Below are 24,584 nucleotides of genomic sequence, written 5' to 3'. Positions count from 1 at the left end.
TCACAAACGAACAATGGTAAACGTTGTATTCAGTACTGGTGATGCATCGTATACATCTTTGAGAAAAGAAGGTCCGTACTGAGCTAAAAAAGGCATGGCATTTTCAATTCGTTCCTGCAAATTATCCGTGGGAAATAATTCCTTTTTCAATCGAATGAGCTGCACTCCTTGCTCCCCCAATTTTCTGCGGGCAGCACTTTTTATTTTTTTGTGCAACCCACGAAGCCCTTTGATAGCTGCGGTATGCAAGGCTGCAACATGTGGTTGAAGTGTCACATCAATCTTACCTGCTACATGCTGCCAGTGTTCATATTGCTCCTGCAGTTTTTGCTCTTCAGCGGCCACATCAAAATCGTTCAATTGACCATCTCGTACTGCTAGCAAATCTTGCTGCGATTGCAAAGGCAAAAACATTTCAGTATCGCTCAAAGCTAACTTTTGTTGCAAGCCTTGCTGCTTTTCATTGAGCAGTAGCAATGAATTGCGCAAGAGCAACACAGGATATGGTACACCTGCTTTTGCAAACACTTCTTTCAACTCCAGCCAATAAGCCAACTCACCACCGCCGCCAATAAATACGATATTTGGCAAAAGCGTTTCTTGCAATACACCCCGTAAAATCACATTGGGACTAAAGCATTCAGGATGACTTTCTGTGAGTGATATTATTTCGGCTTCCGTCCAACGTAAGCCAAGTGATTCAACAATAAAATCATCACCTACTTTTTCAATACGTTCACGTGCACCCGATGCATCGAGGTAAAACATATTGATGGGGCGGCCCTTCACTTGCAATTTATAGTGCTGCTCCAACAAGCTACTGGTAGCTTCCACAGCAGGCTGCGAAAAACCACCTTTCAACTCTTGCTGTATAACGGGCACAAATTGACGTTTGAATGCCGCATTATCTGGCACTACCACCAGTAATCCATAGTCAGCAAAAAGTGAATTGACCAAGTGTAACGTAGCTTCCTGAATAGTAGGCTTGCTGTAAGCATCCTTCAATAAATTGACCATGTACTGGCCATGTGGCAAATGTAAAAACTGGCCAGCCAACTTATGTATCAGTGGGTCAATATCTTTTGATTTCATTCTGCCTACTGCACCTGTTTGGGTGGTTGGCCAGGTTCGTTTTTCACCATCAATATAAAAATGGCCTAACTCATCCAGGTCTGCATCTTCGCTACCCATATAAAATACGGGCACAAAGAATTGATCAGGAAAATCTGATTGCAATGAATCAGCCAGTTTAATGGCATGAATAATTTTGTACAAAAAATAAAGTGGACCTGTAAATAAGTTGGGCTGATGCGCCGTGGTGATAGTGAAGCAATTATCTGCTAAAAGAATTTCAAGGTTCGCTTCTTGCTTTTTTGTTAGTGTAAAGCCTTCGTATTGCTGCCGCAATGTGGCTACCAGCAATTGCCTGTCTACAGCATGTTTTGCTTTTTGGGCAATAGCGTTTTTGATGCCATCCAACGTTGGAGCATGCTCATAAAATGGCCGGAGTGTTTCGGCACCATTTATGTAGTCATTTACCAACTTAGAAAAAGCCAGTGTATCGGAATAAGCAACCGTTGAAAAATTCTTCATACAAATGAGTTCGTTGTGCAGCACAGTTATTCAGCAATTACTCCTTCCAAATCGTAGTCGTATGCTTTGGTAATAGTGACGGGATAGAACTGACCAATTTCCAGCTTTTTAGCTGATTGAATCACCACTTCATTGTCAACTTCTACGCTATCAAATTCTGTTCTGCCCAGGTAGCGGCCAGCTTCTTTTTTGTCAATCAGTACTTTCAGTGTTTGGCCTACTTTCTCCTGATTTTTTTCGTAGCTGATTTCTTGCTGTACTTCCATTATTTCCTGAGCACGGGCTTGTTTTTCATCAGCAGGTACATCATCCACTACATCGTATGCGCTGGTGCCTTCTTCGTGGCTGTAAGTAAAAATTCCCACTCTGTCGAAACGCATTTTTTCCAAGAAGGTTTTCAATTCTTCCACATCGTCCCTTGTTTCACCAGGATATCCGGCTATCAGCGTAGTACGGAGGCAAATATTGGGTAGCTTTTGCCGTATGGCGCCTACCAGGTCTTCCATTTCTTCGCGGGTAATCTGCCGCTTCATGGCTTTCAGCATGCTGTTGCTGGCATGTTGCAAAGGCATATCGAGGTAGTTGCAAATATTTGGACGGTCCTTAATGGCATCAATTATTTCCAGTGGAAATTTTGAAGGGTATGCATAGTGCAAACGAATCCATTCAAGGCCTTGCACGTCGGCCAATTTATGCATCAGATCGGGCAGTGTTCTTTTTTTATAAATGTCCAGGCCATAGTATGTCAGTTCCTGAGCTATCAGCATTACTTCCTTTACACCTTTTTGCACCAGCGATTTGGCTTCGTCTACCAACTGGTCCATGGATTTGCTCACATGGCCGCCACGCATCAGCGGGATGGCACAAAAGGAGCAGGTTCGGTTACAACCTTCACTTATTTTCATGTAGGCATAATGCTTCGGCGTACTTAGCATTCGTTCGCCCAACAATTCAGTTTTGTAATCGGCATTGAATTGCTTCAACATCAGGGGTAATTCCATGGTGCCAAACCAGGCATCCACTTCTGGTATTTCGGCTTCTAGCTGGTTGCGGTAGCGTTCACTCAGGCAACCGGTTACATACACCTTGTCGAGCTTGCCTTTTTTCTTTAGCTCTACCTGATCGAGAATGGTATTGACGCTTTCCTCCTTGGCCTTATCAATAAAACCACAGGTATTTACTACCACAATGTTGTGGTCCAGTTTACCCGATTCATGCACCACTTTTATGTCATTCGCCTTGAGCTGCCCGCCGAGGGTTTCGCTATCAACCAGGTTTTTACTACACCCCAGAGTAATGATATTCACTTTATCCCGGGTAAGACTTTTTGCTTTCATGGCGGCAAAGGTAGGTGTGGCCTATTTTCTTTCGGGCAAAGAGTTGGTTTTTAGCAAAACCTGATGAATTCCATCCGTATCGTGTTATTTGTATGTAAACCAGTCTTCTGAGTATGAGAAATGATTGTGATTTGGTGTATCTCCCATATTTTCGTTGCCATAGATCGTTCACCTAACCCGCTTTAAACTTCTTGTTTTATGCTGTTTCCATGGGAAATATTGCTACACCAAACACTAATGGTTGTTCTATTAGTTTTTTCCGCCATCATTTCCATTGTTATCAACAAAGCAGATTTATCTGGCAAAAAGAAGTACACCCTGTTTAAGTTCATTCGGGCTTTTACGCTTTTTTTTATGTTGCCCACAACTTTATTCTTAATGGCAGCCAATGTTTGGGGTATAGCTCAGCTTGATTTTATTACGGTGGAAAAAGCAGCTTACCGTGGCATTATTGCCATTACCGGGCTAACTACTATGCTTATAGCTGCATTCAGCATTATTCCTCAAACCCAGGAAGGCATGAAGGAAGTTCGCCGCAAATCCATTACAGCCTCCAAATACCAAAAGATTTTTCAAAAACTCAGGGCTAATTTCATTACCATAATGCTCACGATTGCAGTTGGCTTTTGGATAATGTACTTATTCAGATAATTAAAATACTTCACATAAAAAAGAGAGCTTACATTATGTGTAAGCTCTCTTTTTATGTATTTGATGTGCATTGTTTACTGCAAACTCAGCAAGGCATTTTTAATGCGTGTAAAACCTTTCTGAATGTCTTCGCGGCTGGCTGCGTAGCTAATACGAATGCAGTTCGGTTCGCCAAAAGCACCGCCGGTAACCGTGCTTACATGGGCGGTTTCCAGTAGATACATACACAGTTCATCAGCGTTTGCAATCACGGTATCCCCTGCTTTTTTGCCAAAATAATAGCTCACATCGGGGAACACGTAAAAAGCACCTGCAGGTTCATCAATTCGGATGTTGGGGATATCGGCCAACAAACCCATCACCATTTGGCGGCGGGCACTAAATTCTTTTACCATTTCGGCAGTAGGTTGCATATCGCCAAGCAAGGCAGCTACGGCACCCTGCTGTGTAACCGCATTGGCACCGCTGGTAAACTGGCCCTGTAGTTTGTCGCAGGCTTTTACCAAATCTACATTGGAGCATGCAATATAACCCAGGCGGTAGCCTGTCATGGCATAGCCCTTGCTCAAACCATTTACAATAATCACCCTGTCTTTGATGGAAGCAAACTGCGCAATGGATTCATGCTTACCCACGTAGTTGGTGTATTCATAAATTTCATCACTCATAATCCAGATGTCCGGGTGCTTTTCAAATACCTCGGCCAAACCTGCCAGCTCCTCTTTTGAATACACGGTGCCTGTAGGATTATTGGGCGATGAAAACATGAAGAGCTTGGTTTTGGGTGTAATGGCCGCTGCTAACTGAGCCGGAGAAATTTTGAATTTCGATTCGAGAGAAGTGCGCACCAAAATTGGATTGGCACCGGCCAATCGCACAACTTCTGAATAGCTAACCCAATATGGTGTTGGTACAATCACATCATCCCCTTCTTCCACAGTAGCCATTACTAAATTAGCGATACTTTGCTTGGCACCGGTAGACACCAACGTATGCTCTGGCAGGTAATCGAGGTTGTTGTCCCTTTTCAGTTTGGTGCAAATAGCCTGGCGCAGTTCGGGATAGCCGGCTACCGGAGGATAATGTGAGTAGTTGTTGTTGACAGCATCTACCAGAGCCTTTTTAATATGGTCGGGCGTATCAAAATCTGGTTCGCCCAAACTCAAACCCACCACATCGTGGCCCTGTGCACGGAGTTCACGGGCTAGTTTGGCCATTTTCAGCGTTTCCGGTTCGTTGAACTTTTGAAGACGTGTAGCTAATTTCATTGTATTGATAAATAGAGGTGTTATAAACGGCGCAAATGTAATTCAATCAACCAAGCAGGCTAATGCCATTTTTCTAAACATTTACGCTGCCTAACCCAAGTTTATTTTAGAAACAAGCTACATTATTGAATAAAAAATAACGAAGACCTATGCGGTGCCGTTAAGGTTTCATTACCGGAGCTTTACGCAGTCTACCGGCCGCAGTAAAATATTTTTTCCAGTAAGCCTCTTGCAAACTACTCACTATTACGCCTTTGCTGGTGCTGGCCTGAAAAAACAATTGATCCCATAGGTAAATGCCTGCGTGGCCGGGCTTGCTGGTGCCAATGGTAAAAAAGACAAGGTCGCCTTCCTGCAAAGAATCAACAGGAATAATACTGGATTGGGCAAATAAATCGGCCGTAGTACGTGGCGTTACTAATTGGTAAGCTTCTTTATACAATTGATGAATAAGTCCACTGCAGTCTATGCCATTAGAGGTATTGCCACCAAAGCGGTACGGTGTGCCTTTCCATTTTTCCATAGTGTTTACTAAACTGGTATTGGCAGATGCTGGTACCGGAATACCCAACACCGGATGCACAGCAGTCACAGGCTTGGACGGTGTTACTACCGGCGAAACGGGTGTAGCTTGTTGCTTCCGGGCGGCACAGCTACTCAATAGTATTACTGATACTACGGCCACCAAGTAATATGAAAACATAACTTTCATACTGCAACACTACAACGGCAAGCCGGCTAGCTCCCACAAAGAATGCTCCCAAACCTTGCCTGCCTGTGGAAATCTGAAACAGTTCTCAGTTGTAGCACAGAGTGGCAGCAAATAAAATAGTGGTCACCTTGGTTGTTTACTCTATTTTCCCACCTGTGTGCAAAAGCCAATTACATGCCATCAATTCCCCTATTTTTGCCACCCATTTAAAATCTGGTTAATTCTGTTCGTATGCAAATGAAAGGTTTGGTGCGTGTTTTTGCCGCACTCATGGTCATCTTTAGCTTGTACCAGTTGTCTTTCACCTGGTTTGTAGGCAGCCATGAAAAGAAGATGAAGGAGAAGGCCGAAAAGCAGGTAAAGGCAGTAATGCCAACCGCTGCCGCCAAATATCCGGGCAATAAAGAATTGCAGGCTCTGTATCAGGATTCGCTTGATGCCGCCGTGCAAACCCGCTACCAGCGACTGCTGGACAGCACCAGCCAGCAAAAAATTACCTGGTGGGGTTTCAACTATAAAGATGCCAAAGACCAGGAAGCCAAGCTGGGTCTTGATTTGCAGGGCGGTATGAACGTAACGCTGGAAGTAGGTATGGCCGACTTTTTGCGTTCAAAAGCCAGCTATACTGCCGATAAAAACTTCAATGAAGCCCTCAACAAAGCGGTAGCTCAAAAAGCCACCACTGGTCTCGACCTCATTGACCTGTTTGTGCAGCAATACAAAGCAATTGCCCCCAACAATAAGCTGGCCCCCATTTTCATTGCCAACAGCAATAAAATGCTGAACCTCGAAAGCAGTGATGCAGCAGTGGTGGCATACCTGCGGAATGAATCGGATGTGGCTTTTGAAAACACGTTCAAAATTCTGCAAACACGTATCGACCGTTTTGGTGTAGCGTCTCCTACCATTAACCCCGATAAGGTTAAGAAGATTATTACTGTAGAACTGGCCGGAGTTACCGATAAAGAAAGAGTTCGTCGCTACCTGCAAAGCTCTGCCAACCTGCAGTTTTTTGAAGTGTACAATATCAGCGAACTCGGCCAGAGCTTCCAAACAGGCGAACAACTGCTGGCCAGTGTGCTGAACAGTGCCGCCGGCGACAGTGCCACCCGTGCACAAGCTGATTCTGCAATGCTAAAGGACACCACAGCAGCAGGTATGGCGAAGCGTTTCCCAATTACCAGCGTTATGCAGGTAATTCAACCTCAGCAAGACCCAAGCGGTAAAGTGGTTTATCCTGGCCCTATTGCCTATGTGCAAACAAAAGATACTGGCATGTTGGGTGAAAGATTGCGCCATCCGGCGTTTTTAAGCCAGTTTCCTACAACCATCAAGTTTGTGTATGGCTACGCCGGTGGCGAAAATGAAAAGAACAATGGAGTGCTGGCTTTATATGCACTGAAAACTGTAGACGGTAGCCGTGCCAAACTGGAAGGCGAACACGTAAGTGATGCCCGCCAGGATTACGACGAACGTGGCAAAGTGGCTATTAAAATGGAAATGGACAAAGTGGGTACAGGCATCTGGGCCCGCATGACTGAGCAAAACGTAGGTAAGGCTATTGCCGTTGTACTCGATGATTTTGTTCAAACAGCTCCAACAGTAAACACTCCAATTCCTAACGGTAGCTCAGAAATTACCGGCGGATACGAAATCAAAGAAGCACAGGATATTGCTGAAATGCTGAAGAGTGGTAAACTGCCTGCTCCTGCTAAAATTGTAGCAGAACAAGTAGTTGGTGCAACCCTCGGCCAGGATGCGGTTAATGGCGGTTCACTGGCATTCCTCATCAGCTTTGGTGTCATCTTTGTTTTCATGCTGTTGTACTACAACAACAGTGGCTGGATCGCCAACGTATCACTTATTCTGAACCTGCTGTTTACCATTGCCATTCTTACCGCCATGGGAGCCACATTTACCGCTGCCGGTATTGCGGGCTTGGTGCTTACCATTGGTATGGCAGTAGATACTAACGTAATTATTTTTGAACGTATCAAAGATGAATTGTCGTGGGGCCGGAGCTATCAAACCGCTGTTACCAATGGCTATCGCCGTTCACTTTCTCCGGTACTCGATGCTCACGTAACTACATTTATGACTGCTGCCATCCTCTACTATTTTGGTTTAGGTCCGGTGCGTGGTTTTGCGTATGTACAAATGTGGGGTATTGTACTCAACCTTTTCTGTGGCATCCTCATTAGCCGCACCATTACAGATTGGTTTACCACTAAGCAGCAGCATCTGGAATATTTTACCACCATTGGCAGAAAGGTTTTCCAACATGCTAAATACAAGTTCATTGAGTTTAGAAAAACCGCTTACGCTATTTCAATTGTCGTAGCATCATTGGGTATTGGTGCCCTTATTTACGGTTTCGACTATGGTGTTGAATTCAAAGGTGGCCGTAGCTATACCATTCATTTCGACCAGAAAGTTGATAATGATGAGGTACGTGAAGAGCTGCAAAAAGTGTTTGGTGAATATCCAATTGTAAAAACATTAGGTGGCAATAATCAACTAAACATTACCACTGCTTACAAAATTGAAGAAGTAGGCGCCAATGTTGACAGCACAGTTGAACGTACACTGTTCACTGGATTGGCTAAGTTTCTGCCAAAAGATGCCAGCTTCGAAAGCTTTGAGCAAACGTATAAGGTAGGCTCACAAACTGTATTGCCAACCATTTCTGAAGACCTGAAGCGTGGTGCAATTTTGGCAACTGTATTTTCATTGCTGATCATTATGGGCTACATATTCATCCGCTTCCGCGACTGGAGATATAGTTTGGGAACCATAGTAGCGTTGATGCACGACGTATTGGTAACCTTGGCAGTATTTAGCTTCCTGCGTCACATTGTACCATTCTCGCTGGAAATAGATCAGCACTTTATTGCGGCTATCCTTACGGTTATTGGTTTCTCAATGAACGATACCATTATCGTATTCGACCGTATCCGTGAAAATAGCCAGAACATGCATGCGTCAGACAATGGCACTATCATCAACAAATCTATCAATGATACGTTGAGCCGTACCATCATGACTTCACTTACCGTGTTCCTCACCATCCTCATCTTGTTTATTGTAGGTGGCGAAGTAACCCGTGGTTTTGCTTTTGCAATGCTGATTGGTGTAATTACCGGTACGTACTCATCCATCTTCGTAGCAGCCCCCATTTTGGTTGACTTTGCAAAGGGTCGTCCATTGGGAAAAACTGACGCTCCGGTTAAAGCAAAGCCTGCGGCTAAATAATTTTGTCGATTGCTTGTGATTGTACCTAAACCACTCCTTCGGGAGTGGTTTTTTTTATTACAAAAGAAAACGTAACGAGAGTTGAAATAAGCAGATAAATCAAGGGAACTCCCTAACTTGCCAGCACTATAAAAAACTGCATGTATGCCTTATAAAATTATTGACATAGAGGGGATTGGAGAAACCTACGGAGCACGGCTAAACAAAGAAGGAATCATGACCACAACAGACTTGCTAAAAGTAGGTGGTACCAAACAAGGCCGGGCTAAAATCGCTACCGCTACACACCTGCCCGAAAGCTTGATTTTAACTTGGGTAAACCATGCTGATTTGATGCGCATAAAAGGTATTGCGGGACAAATAAGCGAACTACTGGAAGCTGCCGGTGTAGACACTGTAATGGAACTGAAGGGTCGCAACGCTGCAAACCTTCACGAGAAACTGATGGCTGTAAACGAAGAGTTTGGCTTATCCGGAAAAGTACCATCGGTACATGAACTGGAAAACATGATAGCTGAAGCCAAAACGATGTCGCCTGCTGTTGAGCATTGATAAAGTGTGCAACTTCAAACAACCATAAATACGGGTCAATGAATCATCACTGGCCCGTATTGCTGATGAGCAAATGAGCTCCGCTTTGTGTAGTTACTTGTTGCTGGTTGCTGTTCAAACTTCTGCACCATGCAAGACCAGCAATGGTAACAGCATGCTGCAACACAATATCATCTTCATACGTTGGCACTCTTCCCACATTCCAGGTAGAGGGATCATTCCATGCACCTGATTTTACAGTGGTAATACTGGGGTAAAAACTTAGTACAAAGGTACCTAAAGCGGCACTGGTATGCTTCGGTGGCATGGGTGTAATACCCAATGTTGGCGCCACTTCTGTCAACTTCATCGGCAGTTTAAAACTTGCCCCATTGTAAAGCCCCTTACTCAGTGGTACATACAAAGAACGCTGTACATCGTACAATGAAAACTGCATACCATTGTGCTCGTTGAAATTGTAGTTAATGAGCATAGAATCTAACTGCGCATAATTCGCGACGGTGATGTAATAAGTGTTTCGTTGATACTTATTACGCCTTACAAAAGCATTCTGCTCAGTGAAAGGTCCGTTTACAAAACTGCTGTGCTGATCTATATTAAAACTGTCTTTCCATTTAGTGAAAGTAAGATCTGAAAATGGCGTATTGTAAGAAGGATCATTGGTGCGATACGTATTGCTATCCCAGTTACTGAAGGGGTTGGCACCAGCTGCCATTTCAATTACATTGCTTACACCATCATTATTTGCTTTATAGCTGTATAAATAGTTATGTTTAAAAACGCCACTGTCCCATTGGTGTACTTTTAATGGCAAGGGGTCGCCGTAAAGATGGTTACGCTGAAACGATACGAAACTGTCACTCAATAATTCGTCTTGATAGCCAAGCTCGGTATTTTCTCTAAAGTCCCAGTAATTCCAATATTGAGGCAAAATATTGTCGGCTGTATCCCGAAATAAGACATTGTCGTGAATGTACAAATCGCTTACTCTGGTAACGCCGGGCGTAGCATTGGTTCTGCCACTGGTTTCTGCACCAGCAACAAAATTTTTCCTTCTGGCCTGCGTTGGTCGGGTTAAAGCTCCTGAATTGAAAATGGTGGTACTGTCAATAATCAACCCCTTCAGCTTATTGGCAGTGGCAGAAGAATAAAATTGAATGCCTGTACTAAAACCATTAAATAAAAAACTATTCCGTACAGCCTTGGGTTTGGCAGCATCTCCGTTTTGCGTATAAATGCCCGGACCGTGGCCGCGGTCTAACGCAGAAAAGCCATTGTTGTAGATGAAACAACCATAAATCTCTGCATCCAGAGCGGTACTCCAATAGCCCACACCAACACCGGGTTGGTCATGAATTTTGCAATTAATGATTCGTGTACTGTTGCCATAAATTTCCATACCAATGCTTTGGTGTAAATCTGTGGCTGTATTGATGCCGCTGGCATTACTAATGCGGGTGGGCGATGAATTTTCAATTTCAATGCCAACCAGCCAAACATAGTTCCCTAATACTTCCAGTGTTTTTACATTGTTATTCAAACCCGTATAACTATCTAACACAACCCGTTCTCCGGGATAAGCCTGATATACCAACGGTTTTGATACTGTGCCATCAGCATCCAATATGTAAGTACCGCTGTATTTTCCGCCTCTAATCCAAACAGTATCGCCTCCGGTAAGTCTTGATGCAGGCATTCGAAACGCGGTGTCTAATGCCCATGGCTGTGTAAACGTACCGGGATTAGTAGGATGTCCATTGACCGCTACAAAAAACTGCCTGCCGCTGGCGGGTACCAGCAATGCATTACCAAATAACAACACGAAAACAACTATGGAAATATTCAATAACCGCATACATCAATTTTCGATTCAGGAATATACGGTTCAGGGCTTCGGGTATGAAGGTAAATACTATTGATTGCTTTTAAGTAATGCTGTTGAATTAATTAACAGCATTCGAAAGGCTAGCTTTTTCAAATGTGTATTCAACAAATAAATCCATCGGAAAATGCAATGCCTGAAACGCTTAATTTTCATAAAGATTGACCCATTTAAACATGCATTCCATATTCAAATATTTGAGTCTTCTCTCCTGTTCTTTGCTGCTCATGGGCCACTTGGCTATTGCGCAATTGCATACACAAACGGCAGTGCTTGTTATTGGCGGTGGTACCGGCGGCACCGCGGCTGCCATTCAATCAGCAAGGTTGAAAGCCCCTACATTGCTCATAGAACCATCGCCTTGGCTGGGGGGGATGATTTCCGCAGCGGGTGTTTCCTGTACCGATGGCAATCATCAATTGCCATCCGGCATTTGGCAGGAATTTCGGCAGCAGCTGTACCAACATTATGGCACTACATCTTTAGCCACAGGCTGGGTAAGTCATACCAATTTCGAACCGCATGTTAGTAATATGGTTTGGCAACAATTGGCCAAAAAAGAAAAATGGCTGACCGTAATGCACGGATGGCAATTTGTGCGATGCAAGATCATAAACCAGCAAGTAACTGGTGCTGTATTTGTGCATACGCAAAGAAAAGACAGCTTGTATGTTGATGCTCAAATAACCATCGACGCCACCGAGCTGGGCGATGTAATGGCCAGCACAGGTGCCCGGTACGATGTGGGCATGGAAGCAGACGCCATTACCCAAGAGCATGTGGGCTTCAAAGAATCTAACGAGATTATTCAAGACCTTACCTATGTGGCCATTTTGAAAGATTATGGTTCCAAAGCGGATTGCACCATTGCCAAACCTGTTGGCTATACGCCAGCAGAATTTGATGCAGCTTGTACCAACTATTATCAAAATTTCAGCCGCCAAAAACCAACCGTTGATGCACTGAAAATGCTCAACTACGGAAAACTGCCCAACGGAAAATACATGATTAACTGGCCGAAAGAAGGCAACGATTATTATGTCAATATTATCAACATGACGCCTGATGAAAGAGAGCAGGCATTGGTGGCAGCCAAACAAACCACCTTGCGTTTTATCTATTTTATACAAACGCAATTGGGCTTCAAAAATCTCGGGCTTGCTGATGATGAATTTCCTACTGCTGATAAGTTGCCATTTTACCCATACCACCGCGAAGGCAGGCGCAGCAAAGGTTTGGTCCGGTTTACACTGCCGGATATTGCACAGCCATTTTCCCAAAAAACTGCTTTGTACAGAACGGGTATCGCCGTTGGAGATTATCCTGTCGATCATCACCACCGCAAAAATGCATTGGCACCACAGCACCTGAGTTTTTACCCTGTCCCCTCTTTCAATGTGCCGCTTGGCGCTTTGATTCCTGAAAAAACACAAGGGTTGATTGTAGCAGAAAAAGCCATTAGTGTGAGCAATGTGGTAAACGGCACAACCCGTTTGCAACCAGTGGTAATGCTCACTGGTCAGGCAGCAGGCGTATTAGCCGCTATGAGTTATTCTCAAATGAAGCAACCTGCAGCAATACAAGTGCGTGACGTACAAGCAACGCTCCTGCGACAGGGCGCTATGATTATGCCTCATCTGGATGTACCACCTACTGACAAGCATTTTATAGCCATTCAAAAAATTGGTGCCACAGGTATATTAAAAGGCAAAGGCATTCCCAAAGGATGGGCCAATGAAACTCGGTTCTATCCCGACAGCATGGCCGCTACTCAAGAAGTAATCAGCGGATTAAAAGCCTATTTCGAAAATGTTCCCAGTTTAAAGAGTACGAACCTGATAATGGCCGATCTCATCAATCTGCTGGCTGCCTTGATGAATACAAACCCTACTAGACTATCGGCGAAAGCAAATCAGTTAATGCCTGATTTAAAACCAAACGAACCACTCTCCAGAAGAACAGTTGCGGTCTTAATCAACGAATTTTTGCAACCCTTTGAGCGTTTCCAAATCGATCATTCCGGTGCATGGATACAACCCGCTGAATGAAATAATTTGGCACACCCCGTGTATAACCATCTGCTACGCAAAACCTTTTCCAAAGAATGGCAGAAGTTTGCCTGTTATGGCAGCAACTCAATACAGTAAATGGTTATTGACGGTAATATTTACCGCTTCATTTTTTGCAGCGAAAACACAGTTGTATTTCGATAAGGAAAAAATCATATCTCCTTACACCATCCAAAACGAGAAGGCTGAAAAAAGAAAACAACGCCTTATTGATCAGGCTAACTCATTGAACACACTCAATATTGACAGCAACGATGGTGAATTAGAATCGGCACTATGGGCTGTAGGCCAGTTTTTGGTACGTACACCGCAAAGCGATGCGGGCGTGGCCCGGCTGATGCAACAATTCGGCCGCTTATCATCGGGCAACCAACGGGCTTTAATGGAACTGGTATATGGCTTGTATCCCAATGAGTTTATTACAGAAGCCAAACGCATTGTACAACAAACGGATCATCCCAAACTGTTTGCACAAACTGCCAGCTACTTATACCGGGCCGATGCAAGCTTGCAAAACTGGTTGTTGCAATTGCTGCCTAAGCGTTTTCCCAATTATAGCAGCCATGATTTATTGATAGCATTGCAACAGCATTTACAAAAAAGCAATGCTGCTACACTACCTGCTTTAGATAGCTTATTTGCCCACCAGCAACTGCACAAATTCAAAGTGGTGTATTCATTTCAGCGCAGCCATCGCAATGCACCCGGAATAGCAGTAGTACAGCAAGCTGATGGTCGCTTTGCTAAAGACGAACAGGGCCAACTGAAATCTTTTGTGCAACTGGCCCGCTCTGCCAGCAACCTGCCTTATTTCATTACCAATGGCAGTACCCCGCAGGGTTTGTATGCCATTACAGGTACTGGCATTTCCAAAAATGTATTCATTGGCCCCACACCCAACCTGCAAATGGTGATGATGCACGAAGTAAATCCACCCACTTTTACGCATTATTTTCCCATTGTGTTTAATGCCCCTCCGGAGAAATTATACCGCAGTTATTTCCCCGCCAACTGGCAGCAATGGAGCGGTTTGATGGAAGCCTACCAAGCGGGCAAAATTGGTCGCAGCGAAATTATTGCACACGGCACCACCATTGATCCGGAATGGTTCAAGGGCCAACCCTACTACCCCATTTCACCCACACTTGGTTGCCTTTGTGGTAGAGAAATCTGGGATCCGAAAACAGGTAAAATCAGCAATAGTGACCAATTGAACCTGGTGAATACTTTTATTGAAACACCGGGTACAAAAGGCTATCTCATTGTGATCAATTTGGATGACAAACCAGGCCCGGTCACACCCGAAGAAATTGCGCCTATCATTGAGCGATTTGAAAAAACGATACAGCAATAGTGCCTAACAAGAACGCCACCCGTACTCAGGTGGCGTTCTTTATCTGCTTCGAAAAAAAATTAAACTGCAAAGCTGGTACCACAGCCACAGGTAGAGCTGGCATTGGGATTATTGAAAGTGAAGCCGCGGCTGTTCAATCCACCTTCCCAGTGAATTTCCATGCCATAGAGATAAATTTCATGCGAAGGATTGATCAAACACGGCAATCCTTCTACATCAAAATGTTTGTCCCCTTCCTTGGGCTCATCAAAATCGAGCACATAGGTCATGCCGCTACAGCCACCACCTTTTACACCTACCCGCAATTGCTTGCCCATGGCCAGTGGCTCTTCCGCCAGCAACCGCTTGAGTTCGGCAATGGCCGAAGCAGTAAACGTAACCGGTAATTGTGCAATCATTTCCATATGAATTTCCTCCGCTGGCAAATTTACGGCTATCTCCATTCCTATATCCACCGACCTTTCTTATGACAGAAACATTTCTGAAATCGGAAGCCGTATTAACATGCTGTTGATGCATACAGCAAAGCAGGTTAGCACTTACCTTAGCACTATGGATTTTACACATTTAGAAGTAACGCTTGCCCTCTTTCTGGTAGTCGTGTTGGCCATTTTCGCCTTTTACTTTTTTCAAACACAGCGCATCATGAAAAAGCTGCGCCAAACGCCACCCCGCAATGCCGAAGCCGACAAGCTTAAAATTGCTGCCTACGAGAGGCTCACACTGTTTGCCGAACGCAACAAGATTGACAATCTGATTAATCGCTTTTACCAGCCCGGTTTGGATACACAAACCATGCGCCAATTGATGTTGCAATCCATCCGTGAAGAGTTTGACCACAACGTAACACAGCAACTCTATGTAAAAGCCCCTATTTGGGATGCCGTGAGCAAAATCAAAGAACAAAACATGTTTATCATTAACCAGGTGGCAGCCATGCTACCCGGAGATGCACCGGCCATGGAGTTCAACAAACAACTGATTCAACTCATTCATCAAAATGAAAATACTACCATGAACAAAGTAGTATTGGAAGCGTTGCAATTTGAAGTGCAGCAACTGATGAACTAAACGATTTGCCATGAGTGATATAAAACCTGTACATACCGACAGTGGTATTCCCATTGATGTACGTTACAATGCTCAATCGAAAAATGCAACGCCAGCATTAGAAGAGCCGGGAGTCTTTCCTTTTACCCGTGGTGTGCAGTCCGACATGTACCGCGGCCGGCTGTGGACCATGCGCCAGTACGCAGGCTTTAGCACCGCTGAAGAAAGCAACAAACGCTATCACTACCTGCTCAACCAAGGTGTAATGGGCCTGAGTGTAGCCTTTGATTTGCCCACACAAATAGGCTACGACAGCGACCATGCTTTGGCCGAAGGTGAAGTAGGAAAAGTTGGTGTTGCTATTGATAGCATTGAAGACATGCAAACACTCTTCAAGGGCATTAATCTGCAGGACGTTAGTACCAGCATGACCATCAATGCAACGGGTTATATATTGCTGAGCTTGTATGTAGCTTTGGCCAAACAGCAAGGTGCAGATTTGAGTAAAATAAGTGGCACCATCCAAAACGATATTCTGAAAGAATATGCGGCACGTGGCACTTACATTTATCCGCCCAAGCCCAGCATGCGCATCATCACCGATATTTTTGAATGGTGTAGCAAAGACCTGCCCAAATGGAATACCATTTCTATCAGTGGTTATCACATTCGTGAAGCAGGCAGCACAGCTGTGCAGGAAATAGCATTTACCTTAAGCAATGGAAAGGCGTATGTAAAAGCCGCTTTGGAAAAAGGCCTCGACATCAATGTATTTGGCAAACGCCTGTCTTTCTTCTTCAATGCACACAACAACTTGTTTGAAGAAGTAGCCAAGTTTAGAGCAGCCCGAAAAATGTGGGCGAAGATTATGAAAGAGTTGGGCGCAACAGACGAAAAGGCCATGATGCTGCGCTTTCATACACAAACAGGTGGCAGTACACTCACAGCTCAGCAACCACTCAACAATATTTCAAGAGTAACCTTGCAAACATTGGCCGCAGTAATGGGTGGCACACAAAGTTTGCATACCAATGGCTATGATGAAGCACTGAGTTTGCCCACTGAAGAAGCCGCCAGAATTGCGCTGCGTACCCAACAAATTGTGGCGTTTGAAAGTGGTGCAGCAGATACTGTAGACCCGTTGGCCGGCAGTTATTTTGTAGAAGCACTCACTGCAGAAGTAGAAGCCAAAGCATGGGAACTGATGGGAAAAATTGATGCGATGGGTGGCAGCGTTACTGCTATTGAAGAAGGATTTATGCAGGATGAAATTGCCCGTAGCGCCTACGAGTATCAACGCAATATTGAAAACGGCAGCAAAATTATTGTGGGCGTCAATAAATTTCAGGTGGCAGAAGAGCAGCACCCGCCGGTGTTTAAAATTGACGACAGTATTCGCCGTATTCAGTCGGAAAAACTGGCGGCACTGAGAGCCGGCCGCAATGCTGCGTTGGCTGCACAAAGCTTTGCCAACATTGAAGCTGCCGCCAAAGATGGCAGCAACCTCATGCCGCATGTCATCAGCGCCGTTGAAAACAAATGCACTCTGGGTGAAATTTCAGATGTGCTGCGCCAAGTGTTTGGCGAATACAAATAAGCATCAACAACCATTTTACAAACCCCGGCAAGCTCCGGGGTTTTCTTTCGCCCATTCACGAAAAAACTACCATAGAATAGCCGACAGTTGCTAAATTGCTAACCGCTCACCGTCATTGCTCCGACACATACTCCATTTTCTTTTTTGTCATTCATTGCCTATGAAACGAATTGTTTATTCCGCCCTCTGTTTACTTTTCGCAGCTACACATACAATGGCACAACTGCCTCAATCATTGGGTGACGATTTAGATGCGTACATCAACAAAGGATTAAGCGACTGGCAACTACCGGGATTGGCATTGGTGATTGTAAAAGACGGACAGGTAGTTAAACTGCAGGGCTACGGAGTAAAAGACATTCAAAGCAAAACACCAGTGGATGCCAACACGCATTTCTTTATTGCCAGCAACAGCAAATTGTTTACAGGTACCGCACTGGCCAATTTGGAACAACAAGGCAAGCTCAACCTCAACGATCCCATCACCAAATACTTTCCCGATTATCAGCTATACGATCCCATCAATACAAAGCTCGTTAGCATTCGGGACATGCTGAGCCACCGTATTGGCACCAAAACTTTTCAGGGCGATTTTACTTTCTGGAACACCACCCTCTCCCGCTCCGACATTATGCAGCGGATGCGACTACTGAAACCATCAGCCGTGTTTCGGCAAGAGTATGGCTATTGCAACAGCTGCTTCATGACGGCAGGTGAAATCATTCCGAAAGTGATAGGCCAAAGCTGGGAGCAATATGTGCAGGATAGCATATTGAACCGGCTGGATATGCGCAACAGTTTTGCGGCTTCCAATGGCATTGAATTGCGCAGCAAAAACATTGCTACGCCATACACCACTTCGTACACGGGCAACCTCAATGTTGTTCCTTATGACAAATGGGATAACCTTGGTCCGGCAGCCAGCATAGTGAGTAATGTACAAGACCTTAGCAAGTGGTTGCTGTTTCAATTAGACAGTGGCCGGCACAACGGACAACGGGTGATGCCATGGAGCACACTGGCCAGAACCCGCAGCATCAATGTAATGACCGGTAGTTTTAAATCATCCGTATATCCCATCAATTTCAGAGGCTATGGCTTGGGCGTATTTGCTGCTGATTACAACGGACACCAATTGTACTGGCACACCGGTGGTGCCGCCGGCATGGTGAGCAATGTGTGCTTTGTGCCCGATTTAAAACTGGGCATTGCCATCCTCACCAACAACGATAACCAAAACTTTTTTGAAGCATTGCGTTACCAACTGCTCGATTATTTTTTGAAAGTACCAGCAGTAGATCGCAGTGCACAAATGCTACCCGGTTTTCAGCAAGACATGAAAGAGCAGCTCTCTGAAATTGCCGCATGGCGCAACCGTGTAAAAGGACAAACGCCAACGCTTTCGCTGGAAAAATACACCGGCACTTATGCCCATGAATTGTACGGAAACATTACTGTTGCCACAAACAACAATAAGCAGTTGACGGTGCGTTTTCAACAGCATCCTGCTATGACGGCAACACTAACTTATATGGACAACAATGAGTGGCTGCTGGAATACAGCAATATTGAGTATGGCATTTTTGCTACCAAATTCGATATCAAAAACAATGCTGTGCAATCCCTGCAAATTCCCGTGAATCCTTTTGTAGAAATGGATGCGTACACGTTTACCAAACAATGAAACAACTAACAACAATAGCTATGAGAAAAACAATGACCGCTTCGCTGTTGGTGCTCAGCACCGCAGCCATGGCACAACCCAATGCGGCCACCATCAATTCGGGTGCTGCTGCATTGCAGCCCAAATTGGTTGAATGGCGCCGCCACTTGCACCAGCATCCGGAGCTGGGCAACCGCGAAGTACAAACAGCTGCCTACATTGCAGCACATTTGAAAGCACTTGGCATAGAAGTGCGGGAAAAAGTGGGCGTTACCGGCGTGGTAGGCATACTGCGTGGCGGCAAGCCCGGCCCGGTAGTAGCACTCCGTGCTGATATGGATGCGCTGCCCGTGAAAGAACGGGTGGACTTACCTTTTAAATCAACTGTAACGGCCGAGTATTTAGGACAAACCGTTCCGGTGATGCATGCCTGCGGACATGACACACATGTGAGCATTTTGATGGGTACAGCACAGTTGCTGGCCAGTATGAAAAAAGATGTACCCGGCACAGTTGTCTTTATTTTTCAACCTGCAGAAGAAGGCCCTCCCGGCAATGAAGAAGGCGGTGCACCACTTATGATTAAAGAAGGTGCCCTCGACAATCCGAAAGTGGATGCCATTTTTGGATTGCACATCAATTCGCAAACGCCCATCGGTCAAATCAAATACAAACCCGAAGGCACCATGGCTAGCAGCGATTGGTTTACCATTAAAGTAAAAGGCAAACAAACGCATGGTTCACAGCCTTGGTCGGGTGTAGATCCTATTATGGTAAGTGCCGCCATTATTGATGGATTGCAAACCATTGTGAGCCGCGAAATGGAACTCACCAAAGCTCCCGTCGTGATTTCTGTTGGTAAAATCAACAGTGGTGTTCGCAGCAACATCATTCCTGAAGAAGCAACGATGGAAGGCACCATCCGTACACTGGAACCCAACATGCAAAAGCAATTGCACGAACGCATGAAGAAACTGGTGACCACCATTGCCGAGGCACATGGCGCTACTGCAGAAATCAACATTGATACCAAAACACTGGTGACGTACAACAATCCGGAGCTTACTGCCATGATGGTACCATCGCTGGTAAAAGCTGCAGGTGAAGGCAATGTAAAACTCACAGAGTGGACCACCGGTGCAGAAGATTTTTCGTATTTCAGCGACAAAGTGCCCGGCATCTTTTTCTTTTTGGGTGGCATGCCTGCCGGCAAAAATCCAAAAGAAGCTGCGCCGCACCACACGCCCGATTTTTACATCGACGACAGCATGCTCGACGTAGGTGTAAAAGCCTTTGCTAACCTGGTGTTTGACTACGCCGCGTTGAAAGCGCCAACAACCAAGAAAAAATAAATCGATACATAGTGAATGTGAAAGCGGTAGCCAATGGTTACCGCTTTTTTTGTCACAATAATCTCCCCTTTTCAATACAAGATTTTTATCATATTTTGATAAAGAGAATTGCTGCTATTTCGTAACCGTAAAACGGAAGCTATGAGCCTCGATATTCATCTGTTGCTCGCCATGGGTGCATCTTATCACAAAATGCAAAAAGGCGAAATCATTTTTCATGAAGGCGGGTATTGTTACTACTACCATCAGTTGGTGAGTGGCAGCGTACGCTGGGTGAATATTGATGAATACGGACAAGAGCATGTACAATCCATCATTGAACCGGGTGAGTGTTTTGGCGAATTACCCTTGTTTGATGACCGGCCTTATGCGGCATCGGCCATTGCAGGAGAAGACTGCCTGATACTGCGCTTACGCAAAGATGTATTTCGCAAACTCATGAAAGAGGACCATGAATTACATCTGGAAATGAACCGCATTTTGGTAGAAAGAATTCGTTTCAAATTTTTGATGCAGTACTCCATTACCCGCCATACACCCGAAGATCGCATCCGCATTTTGCTGGAATATTGTTTGAAGGAAAAACGCCACATTTGTCCGCACAGTTTTCAACTCAAACTGACCCGCCAGCAAATAGCCGACCTTGCTGGGTTAAGGGTTGAAACAGTCATCCGGGCCATTCGCAAAATGCATGAAGAAGGTTTGCTGCTGATTGAGAACCGAAAGATTTTCATTCCGGATTTGCCGCCCCACCACGGCTATCTGAATTAAAAAAGAAGTTGCCGACTTTCTGCCAACGGCTTACAGCCATGAAGCTTTGGGCCTTACATTTACGGCCTTCAATCAATCACATCACATGGCAGAGAAAAAGTCGGCCGCCATTGGCTTCATTTTCATAACACTACTCATCGACATTACCGGCTGGGGATTAATTATTCCGGTTCTACCCCAGTTGATCAAAGACCTGACCGGTGGCGATGTATCTTCTGCTGCAAAATGGGCAGGCTGGTTGGGGTTTTCTTATGCCATCACCCAGTTTGTTTTTTCGCCCATCATTGGTAACCTGAGCGATAAAGTTGGCCGCCGACCTGTGTTGTTGTTCAGCTTGTTCGGCTTTGGTATCGACTATATTTTATTGGCCCTCGCCCCCAGCATGGCATGGTTGTTTGCAGGGCGCATTATAGCAGGTATTACCGGAAGTAGCATCACCACAGCCTCAGCTTACATTGCCGATATCAGTACCACAGAAACCCGGGCCAAAAACTTTGGTATGATTGGCGCTGCATTTGGTGTCGGTTTTATTCTCGGACCGGTACTCGGTGGTTTGCTCGGTCAGTTTGGTGCCCGTGTACCCTTTTGGACAGCCGCAACGCTATGCCTGCTCAACTGGTTGTATGGTTATTTTGTATTGCCCGAATCGTTAGGCAAAGAACATCGTCGGGCATTCAGTTGGTCGAGTGCCATTCCGTTTAAATCGCTGTTGAATCTGCGCAAATACCCAAGCATTACAGCACTCATATTTTCATTGACGTTGGTATACATTGCCGGCCATGCGGTACAAAGCAACTGGAGCTTTTATGGCATTGAACGTTTCAACTGGAACGAAAAAATGATTGGCATTTCTCTGGGCGTCATTGGCTTATTGGTAGGTGCTGTACAAGGTGGTTTGGTTCGGGTCATCAACCCCAAAATTGGCAATGAAAAAAGCGTTTACCTCGGGTTGTTGTTGTACACCCTTGGCATGGTGTTGTTTGGCTTAGCCACCGAAACCTGGATGATGTTTTTGTTTCTCATTCCCTATTGCTTGGGAGGTATTTGCGGCCCTGCTTTGCAAGCCATCATCAGCGGACAAGTACCGCCCAACCAGCAAGGCGAATTGCAAGGAGCTCTTACGAGTTTAATGAGTGCCACCAGCATTGTAGGCCCGCCACTCATGACCAATACATTCGCCTACTTTACTGATAAAGCCCATCATGTGTACCTACCGGGAGCACCCTTCTTTTTGGGTTCGGCGTTCATGCTGGTGAGTGCCTGGCTGGCTTATCGATCGTTGCATCCGGGCAAGGCTGTCGCAGTTTAATGCACAACTCATGCTCTGTCGTTGGCGCCACAATCATTCAGTATCAGAATTCAAATTCCATTTATGAAAATACTATTTACACGTTTGGGATTTCTGTCATTGTTTTTCTTTTTGTGTTTGTCAAAATCTGCAGGCCAAACAACACCCAAAGAAATTACTGACAAGTTTTTTTCGCTCTATGCTAAAGATCCTGAAAAAGCAATAGAGTATGGCTTTTCTACAAATAGGTGGATGAGCAAAAAATCGGACGCTGTCAAAGACTTAAAAACCAAGCTCAATAACTTGATAGACCTTTGCGGAGCTTATTATGGTTACGATTGGTTAACAGAAAAAACAGCTGGAGAAAATATCAAAATCATCTCCTTTATTGTGAGATATGACAGAGAGCCCATCCGCTTTACCTTCTTCTTTTACAGACCAAAAGATAAGTGGCAATTAAATAACTTCTCTTTCGACGAGAGCATAGATGATGATTTAGAAGAAGCGACAAAAGCATACAGACTTAAAGAAAACTTCAACTGACGATTCTTTTTTGTTCCCTTTGAAAAAAAATGCCGGACTGATTATAAAAATCAATCCGGCATTGTTGTTTGTATTTACTATCAACTAACAACCATCATCCATCAACTTACCTTTACTCTAATCCAAACAATCCGCTATTCAATGCTTGCAGCGTAGTGGTTTTATGGGCAGAAGGCAGCAGCAAGCTTACGTTGTGACGGCTGCCACCGTAGCTCACCATGCGTACTGGTATGTCTTTCAGCGAATCGAACAACTTCATCAATACATCTTTCGTTTCAGCAATTTCATTGCCCACCACCGATACGATGGTTTGATTGTCTTCAACCTCTACAGTTCCAAATGGTTCCAGTTCTTTCAGAATTTCTGCCAGATGTGCTGCATTGTCGATTGTTACACTCACTGCTACTTCCGAAGTTGTAATCATATCGATACTGGTGCGGTACTTTTCAAACACTTCGAATATTTTACGCAAAAAACCATAGGCCAGCAACATGCGGCTGCTGCGGATATTGATGGCATAGATACCATCTTTTGCAGCCACTGCTTTTACGCCTGTGCTACCCGCTTCTTCTACAATCAAAGTGCCTTTGGCTGAAGGCTCCATGGTGTTGAGCAGTTTCACGGGCACATTGTAGTGTTGTGCTGGCCAAATAGAAGCCGGGTGTAAAATCTTCGCACCGAAGTAGGCAAGTTCCGCTGCTTCTTCAAAGCTCAGTTGCTCTACTGGTACTGTTTTTTTACATACACGTGGATCGTTGTTGTGCATGCCATCAATGTCGGTCCATATTTCACATACAGATGCTTGTATTGCTGCTGCAATCAGTGATGCACTGTAATCACTGCCACCACGTTTCAGGTTGTCTACCTCGCCACGGGCATTGCGGCAGATATAGCCTTGGGTAATGAACAATGATTTGCCTGCATGCTGCGCCAGTGCCTCTTTCAGCTTGGCGCTGATAACAGGCACTTGTGGTTCATCGTTGATATCGATGCTCATGAATTCCAACGCAGGCAGCAAGGCATGATCGATGCCATTTTCTGTGAGATAAACGCTGAACAATTTGGTGCTGAGCAATTCGCCCTGCGCCAGAATATCTTTATTTAATGCATCGCTGAAAGAAATTTTCAGGATGATGTTGAGGAATTCAAAATGCTCATGCACAATGGCAGTAGCCTTGGCAACTGATGCTTCCTGCTTCACCAGCTCTTGCACAAATGCATGGTAGTGAGCTTCCAGTTTATCAATCAACTGTTTGGCTTCGTCCCGTTTATATGCCGCCAGCGCATTGCTGATTTCTACAAGGGCATTTGTGGTGCCACTCAAAGCACTCAGCACAACAATCTTGGGTTCATTGTCGGCGGTAATGAGCTGTGCCACCTGGGCCATTCTTTCCGGGCGACCAACACTGGTGCCACCAAACTTCATGATTTTCATACCTGTCTCTCTTTTCTGTCGGGCAAAGCCTTTTGTATGTTCCGGCCTTGCTCCATTGGTTTACAATTGCTTTTGTGAAAGATGAATTACCCGCAAAAAATTGCCCATAGCAGCTGCTACAGGCAATCATTTTCGTTGTCACAAAATAACAGAATAATCCGCTTGTAGTTGGCAGTAATCTTTTGCCTTTCTTTTTATGACGTTGCTTTTACAGA

At 44.9% G+C, this 24,584-nt stretch carries 19 protein-coding genes; 12 read left to right on the top strand and 7 right to left on the bottom strand.

Annotated elements, in window-relative coordinates; genetic code table 11:
* Nucleotides 1–1,593: a bacillithiol biosynthesis cysteine-adding enzyme BshC gene (gene bshC / locus V7Q13_RS03375; RefSeq protein WP_333799269.1), complete on the bottom strand. Its 1,593-nt coding sequence runs from the start codon at nt 1,591–1,593 to the stop codon at nt 1–3.
* Nucleotides 1,594–1,619: 26 nt separating this feature from the next.
* Nucleotides 1,620–2,930: a 30S ribosomal protein S12 methylthiotransferase RimO gene (rimO, locus tag V7Q13_RS03370; protein WP_333799268.1), complete on the bottom strand. Its 1,311-nt coding sequence runs from the start codon at nt 2,928–2,930 to the stop codon at nt 1,620–1,622.
* Between the two features lie 237 nt (nt 2,931–3,167).
* Between rimO and V7Q13_RS03365 the strand changes: the two genes are divergently transcribed.
* Complete coding sequence (locus V7Q13_RS03365) at nt 3,168–3,581, top strand: hypothetical protein (protein WP_333799267.1); 414 nt, start codon at nt 3,168–3,170, stop codon at nt 3,579–3,581.
* A gap of 74 nt (nt 3,582–3,655) precedes the next feature.
* Here the strand turns inward: V7Q13_RS03365 and V7Q13_RS03360 are convergent, their stop codons facing one another.
* Together V7Q13_RS03360 and V7Q13_RS03355 are read right to left on the bottom strand one after the other, a co-directional pair.
* Nucleotides 3,656–4,849 (bottom strand): pyridoxal phosphate-dependent aminotransferase, encoded by a 1,194-nt coding sequence (locus tag V7Q13_RS03360; RefSeq protein ID WP_333799266.1) that lies wholly within the window; start codon nt 4,847–4,849, stop codon nt 3,656–3,658.
* Between the two features lie 160 nt (nt 4,850–5,009).
* Nucleotides 5,010–5,552, bottom strand: a complete 543-nt coding sequence (locus V7Q13_RS03355; protein ID WP_333799265.1) for a C40 family peptidase — start codon at nt 5,550–5,552, stop codon at nt 5,010–5,012.
* A gap of 240 nt (nt 5,553–5,792) precedes the next feature.
* Between V7Q13_RS03355 and secDF the strand changes: the two genes are divergently transcribed.
* Nucleotides 5,793–8,813 (top strand): protein translocase subunit SecDF, encoded by a 3,021-nt coding sequence (gene secDF, locus V7Q13_RS03350; protein WP_333799264.1) that lies wholly within the window; start codon nt 5,793–5,795, stop codon nt 8,811–8,813.
* Nucleotides 8,814–8,957: 144 nt separating this feature from the next.
* Nucleotides 8,958–9,365 carry a DUF4332 domain-containing protein gene (locus V7Q13_RS03345; protein ID WP_333799263.1) on the top strand — a complete coding sequence of 136 codons (408 nt, stop codon included), beginning with the start codon at nt 8,958–8,960 and terminating at the stop codon, nt 9,363–9,365.
* A 46-nt stretch (nt 9,366–9,411) separates the two neighbouring features.
* Here the strand turns inward: V7Q13_RS03345 and V7Q13_RS03340 are convergent, their stop codons facing one another.
* A complete protein-coding gene (locus V7Q13_RS03340; protein WP_333799262.1) occupies nt 9,412–11,220 on the bottom strand; it encodes a right-handed parallel beta-helix repeat-containing protein in 1,809 nt (602 codons plus the stop codon).
* A 203-nt stretch (nt 11,221–11,423) separates the two neighbouring features.
* Between V7Q13_RS03340 and V7Q13_RS03335 the strand changes: the two genes are divergently transcribed.
* Nucleotides 11,424–13,295, top strand: a complete 1,872-nt coding sequence (locus V7Q13_RS03335) for an FAD-dependent oxidoreductase (protein WP_333799261.1) — start codon at nt 11,424–11,426, stop codon at nt 13,293–13,295.
* Nucleotides 13,296–13,371: 76 nt separating this feature from the next.
* Complete coding sequence (locus V7Q13_RS03330) at nt 13,372–14,670, top strand: hypothetical protein (RefSeq protein ID WP_333799260.1); 1,299 nt, start codon at nt 13,372–13,374, stop codon at nt 14,668–14,670.
* 59 nt (nt 14,671–14,729) lie between these two features.
* Here the strand turns inward: V7Q13_RS03330 and V7Q13_RS03325 are convergent, their stop codons facing one another.
* Nucleotides 14,730–15,068 carry a HesB/IscA family protein gene (locus tag V7Q13_RS03325; protein WP_333799259.1) on the bottom strand — a complete coding sequence of 113 codons (339 nt, stop codon included), beginning with the start codon at nt 15,066–15,068 and terminating at the stop codon, nt 14,730–14,732.
* 154 nt (nt 15,069–15,222) lie between these two features.
* Here V7Q13_RS03325 and V7Q13_RS03320 point away from each other — a divergent pair, with 154 nt between their 5' ends.
* The 7 genes from V7Q13_RS03320 to V7Q13_RS03290 all read left to right on the top strand — a co-directional run bounded on the left by V7Q13_RS03320 (nt 15,223) and on the right by V7Q13_RS03290 (nt 22,934).
* Nucleotides 15,223–15,741 carry a DUF7935 family protein gene (locus V7Q13_RS03320; RefSeq protein ID WP_197429043.1) on the top strand — a complete coding sequence of 173 codons (519 nt, stop codon included), beginning with the start codon at nt 15,223–15,225 and terminating at the stop codon, nt 15,739–15,741.
* A gap of 10 nt (nt 15,742–15,751) precedes the next feature.
* A complete protein-coding gene (locus V7Q13_RS03315) occupies nt 15,752–17,317 on the top strand; it encodes an acyl-CoA mutase large subunit family protein (RefSeq protein ID WP_333799258.1) in 1,566 nt (521 codons plus the stop codon).
* Between the two features lie 214 nt (nt 17,318–17,531).
* The gene (locus tag V7Q13_RS03310) at nt 17,532–19,001 is read left to right on the top strand and encodes a serine hydrolase (protein WP_333799257.1); all 1,470 of its coding nucleotides are present in this window, start codon (nt 17,532–17,534) and stop codon (nt 18,999–19,001) included.
* Nucleotides 19,002–19,021: 20 nt separating this feature from the next.
* The gene (locus V7Q13_RS03305; RefSeq protein ID WP_333799256.1) at nt 19,022–20,332 is read left to right on the top strand and encodes an amidohydrolase; all 1,311 of its coding nucleotides are present in this window, start codon (nt 19,022–19,024) and stop codon (nt 20,330–20,332) included.
* Between the two features lie 141 nt (nt 20,333–20,473).
* Complete coding sequence (locus V7Q13_RS03300) at nt 20,474–21,103, top strand: Crp/Fnr family transcriptional regulator (RefSeq protein ID WP_333799255.1); 630 nt, start codon at nt 20,474–20,476, stop codon at nt 21,101–21,103.
* An 85-nt stretch (nt 21,104–21,188) separates the two neighbouring features.
* Nucleotides 21,189–22,412: a TCR/Tet family MFS transporter gene (locus V7Q13_RS03295; RefSeq protein ID WP_333799254.1), complete on the top strand. Its 1,224-nt coding sequence runs from the start codon at nt 21,189–21,191 to the stop codon at nt 22,410–22,412.
* Nucleotides 22,413–22,475: 63 nt separating this feature from the next.
* Entirely contained in the window at nt 22,476–22,934 is a 459-nt protein-coding gene (locus V7Q13_RS03290) for a hypothetical protein (protein ID WP_333799253.1), read from the top strand.
* Nucleotides 22,935–23,046: 112 nt separating this feature from the next.
* On the opposite strand, the gene V7Q13_RS03285 is transcribed toward V7Q13_RS03290, so the two are convergent.
* Nucleotides 23,047–24,369 (bottom strand): aspartate kinase, encoded by a 1,323-nt coding sequence (locus V7Q13_RS03285; RefSeq protein ID WP_333799252.1) that lies wholly within the window; start codon nt 24,367–24,369, stop codon nt 23,047–23,049.
* Between the last annotated feature and the right edge of the window lie 215 nt (nt 24,370–24,584).

Origin of the sequence: Phnomibacter sp. (assembly GCF_036803085.1) — a bacterium.
Classification (GTDB): Bacteria; Bacteroidota; Bacteroidia; order Chitinophagales; family Chitinophagaceae; genus Phnomibacter.
This window is presented reverse-complemented; position numbering and strand designations above follow the sequence as displayed.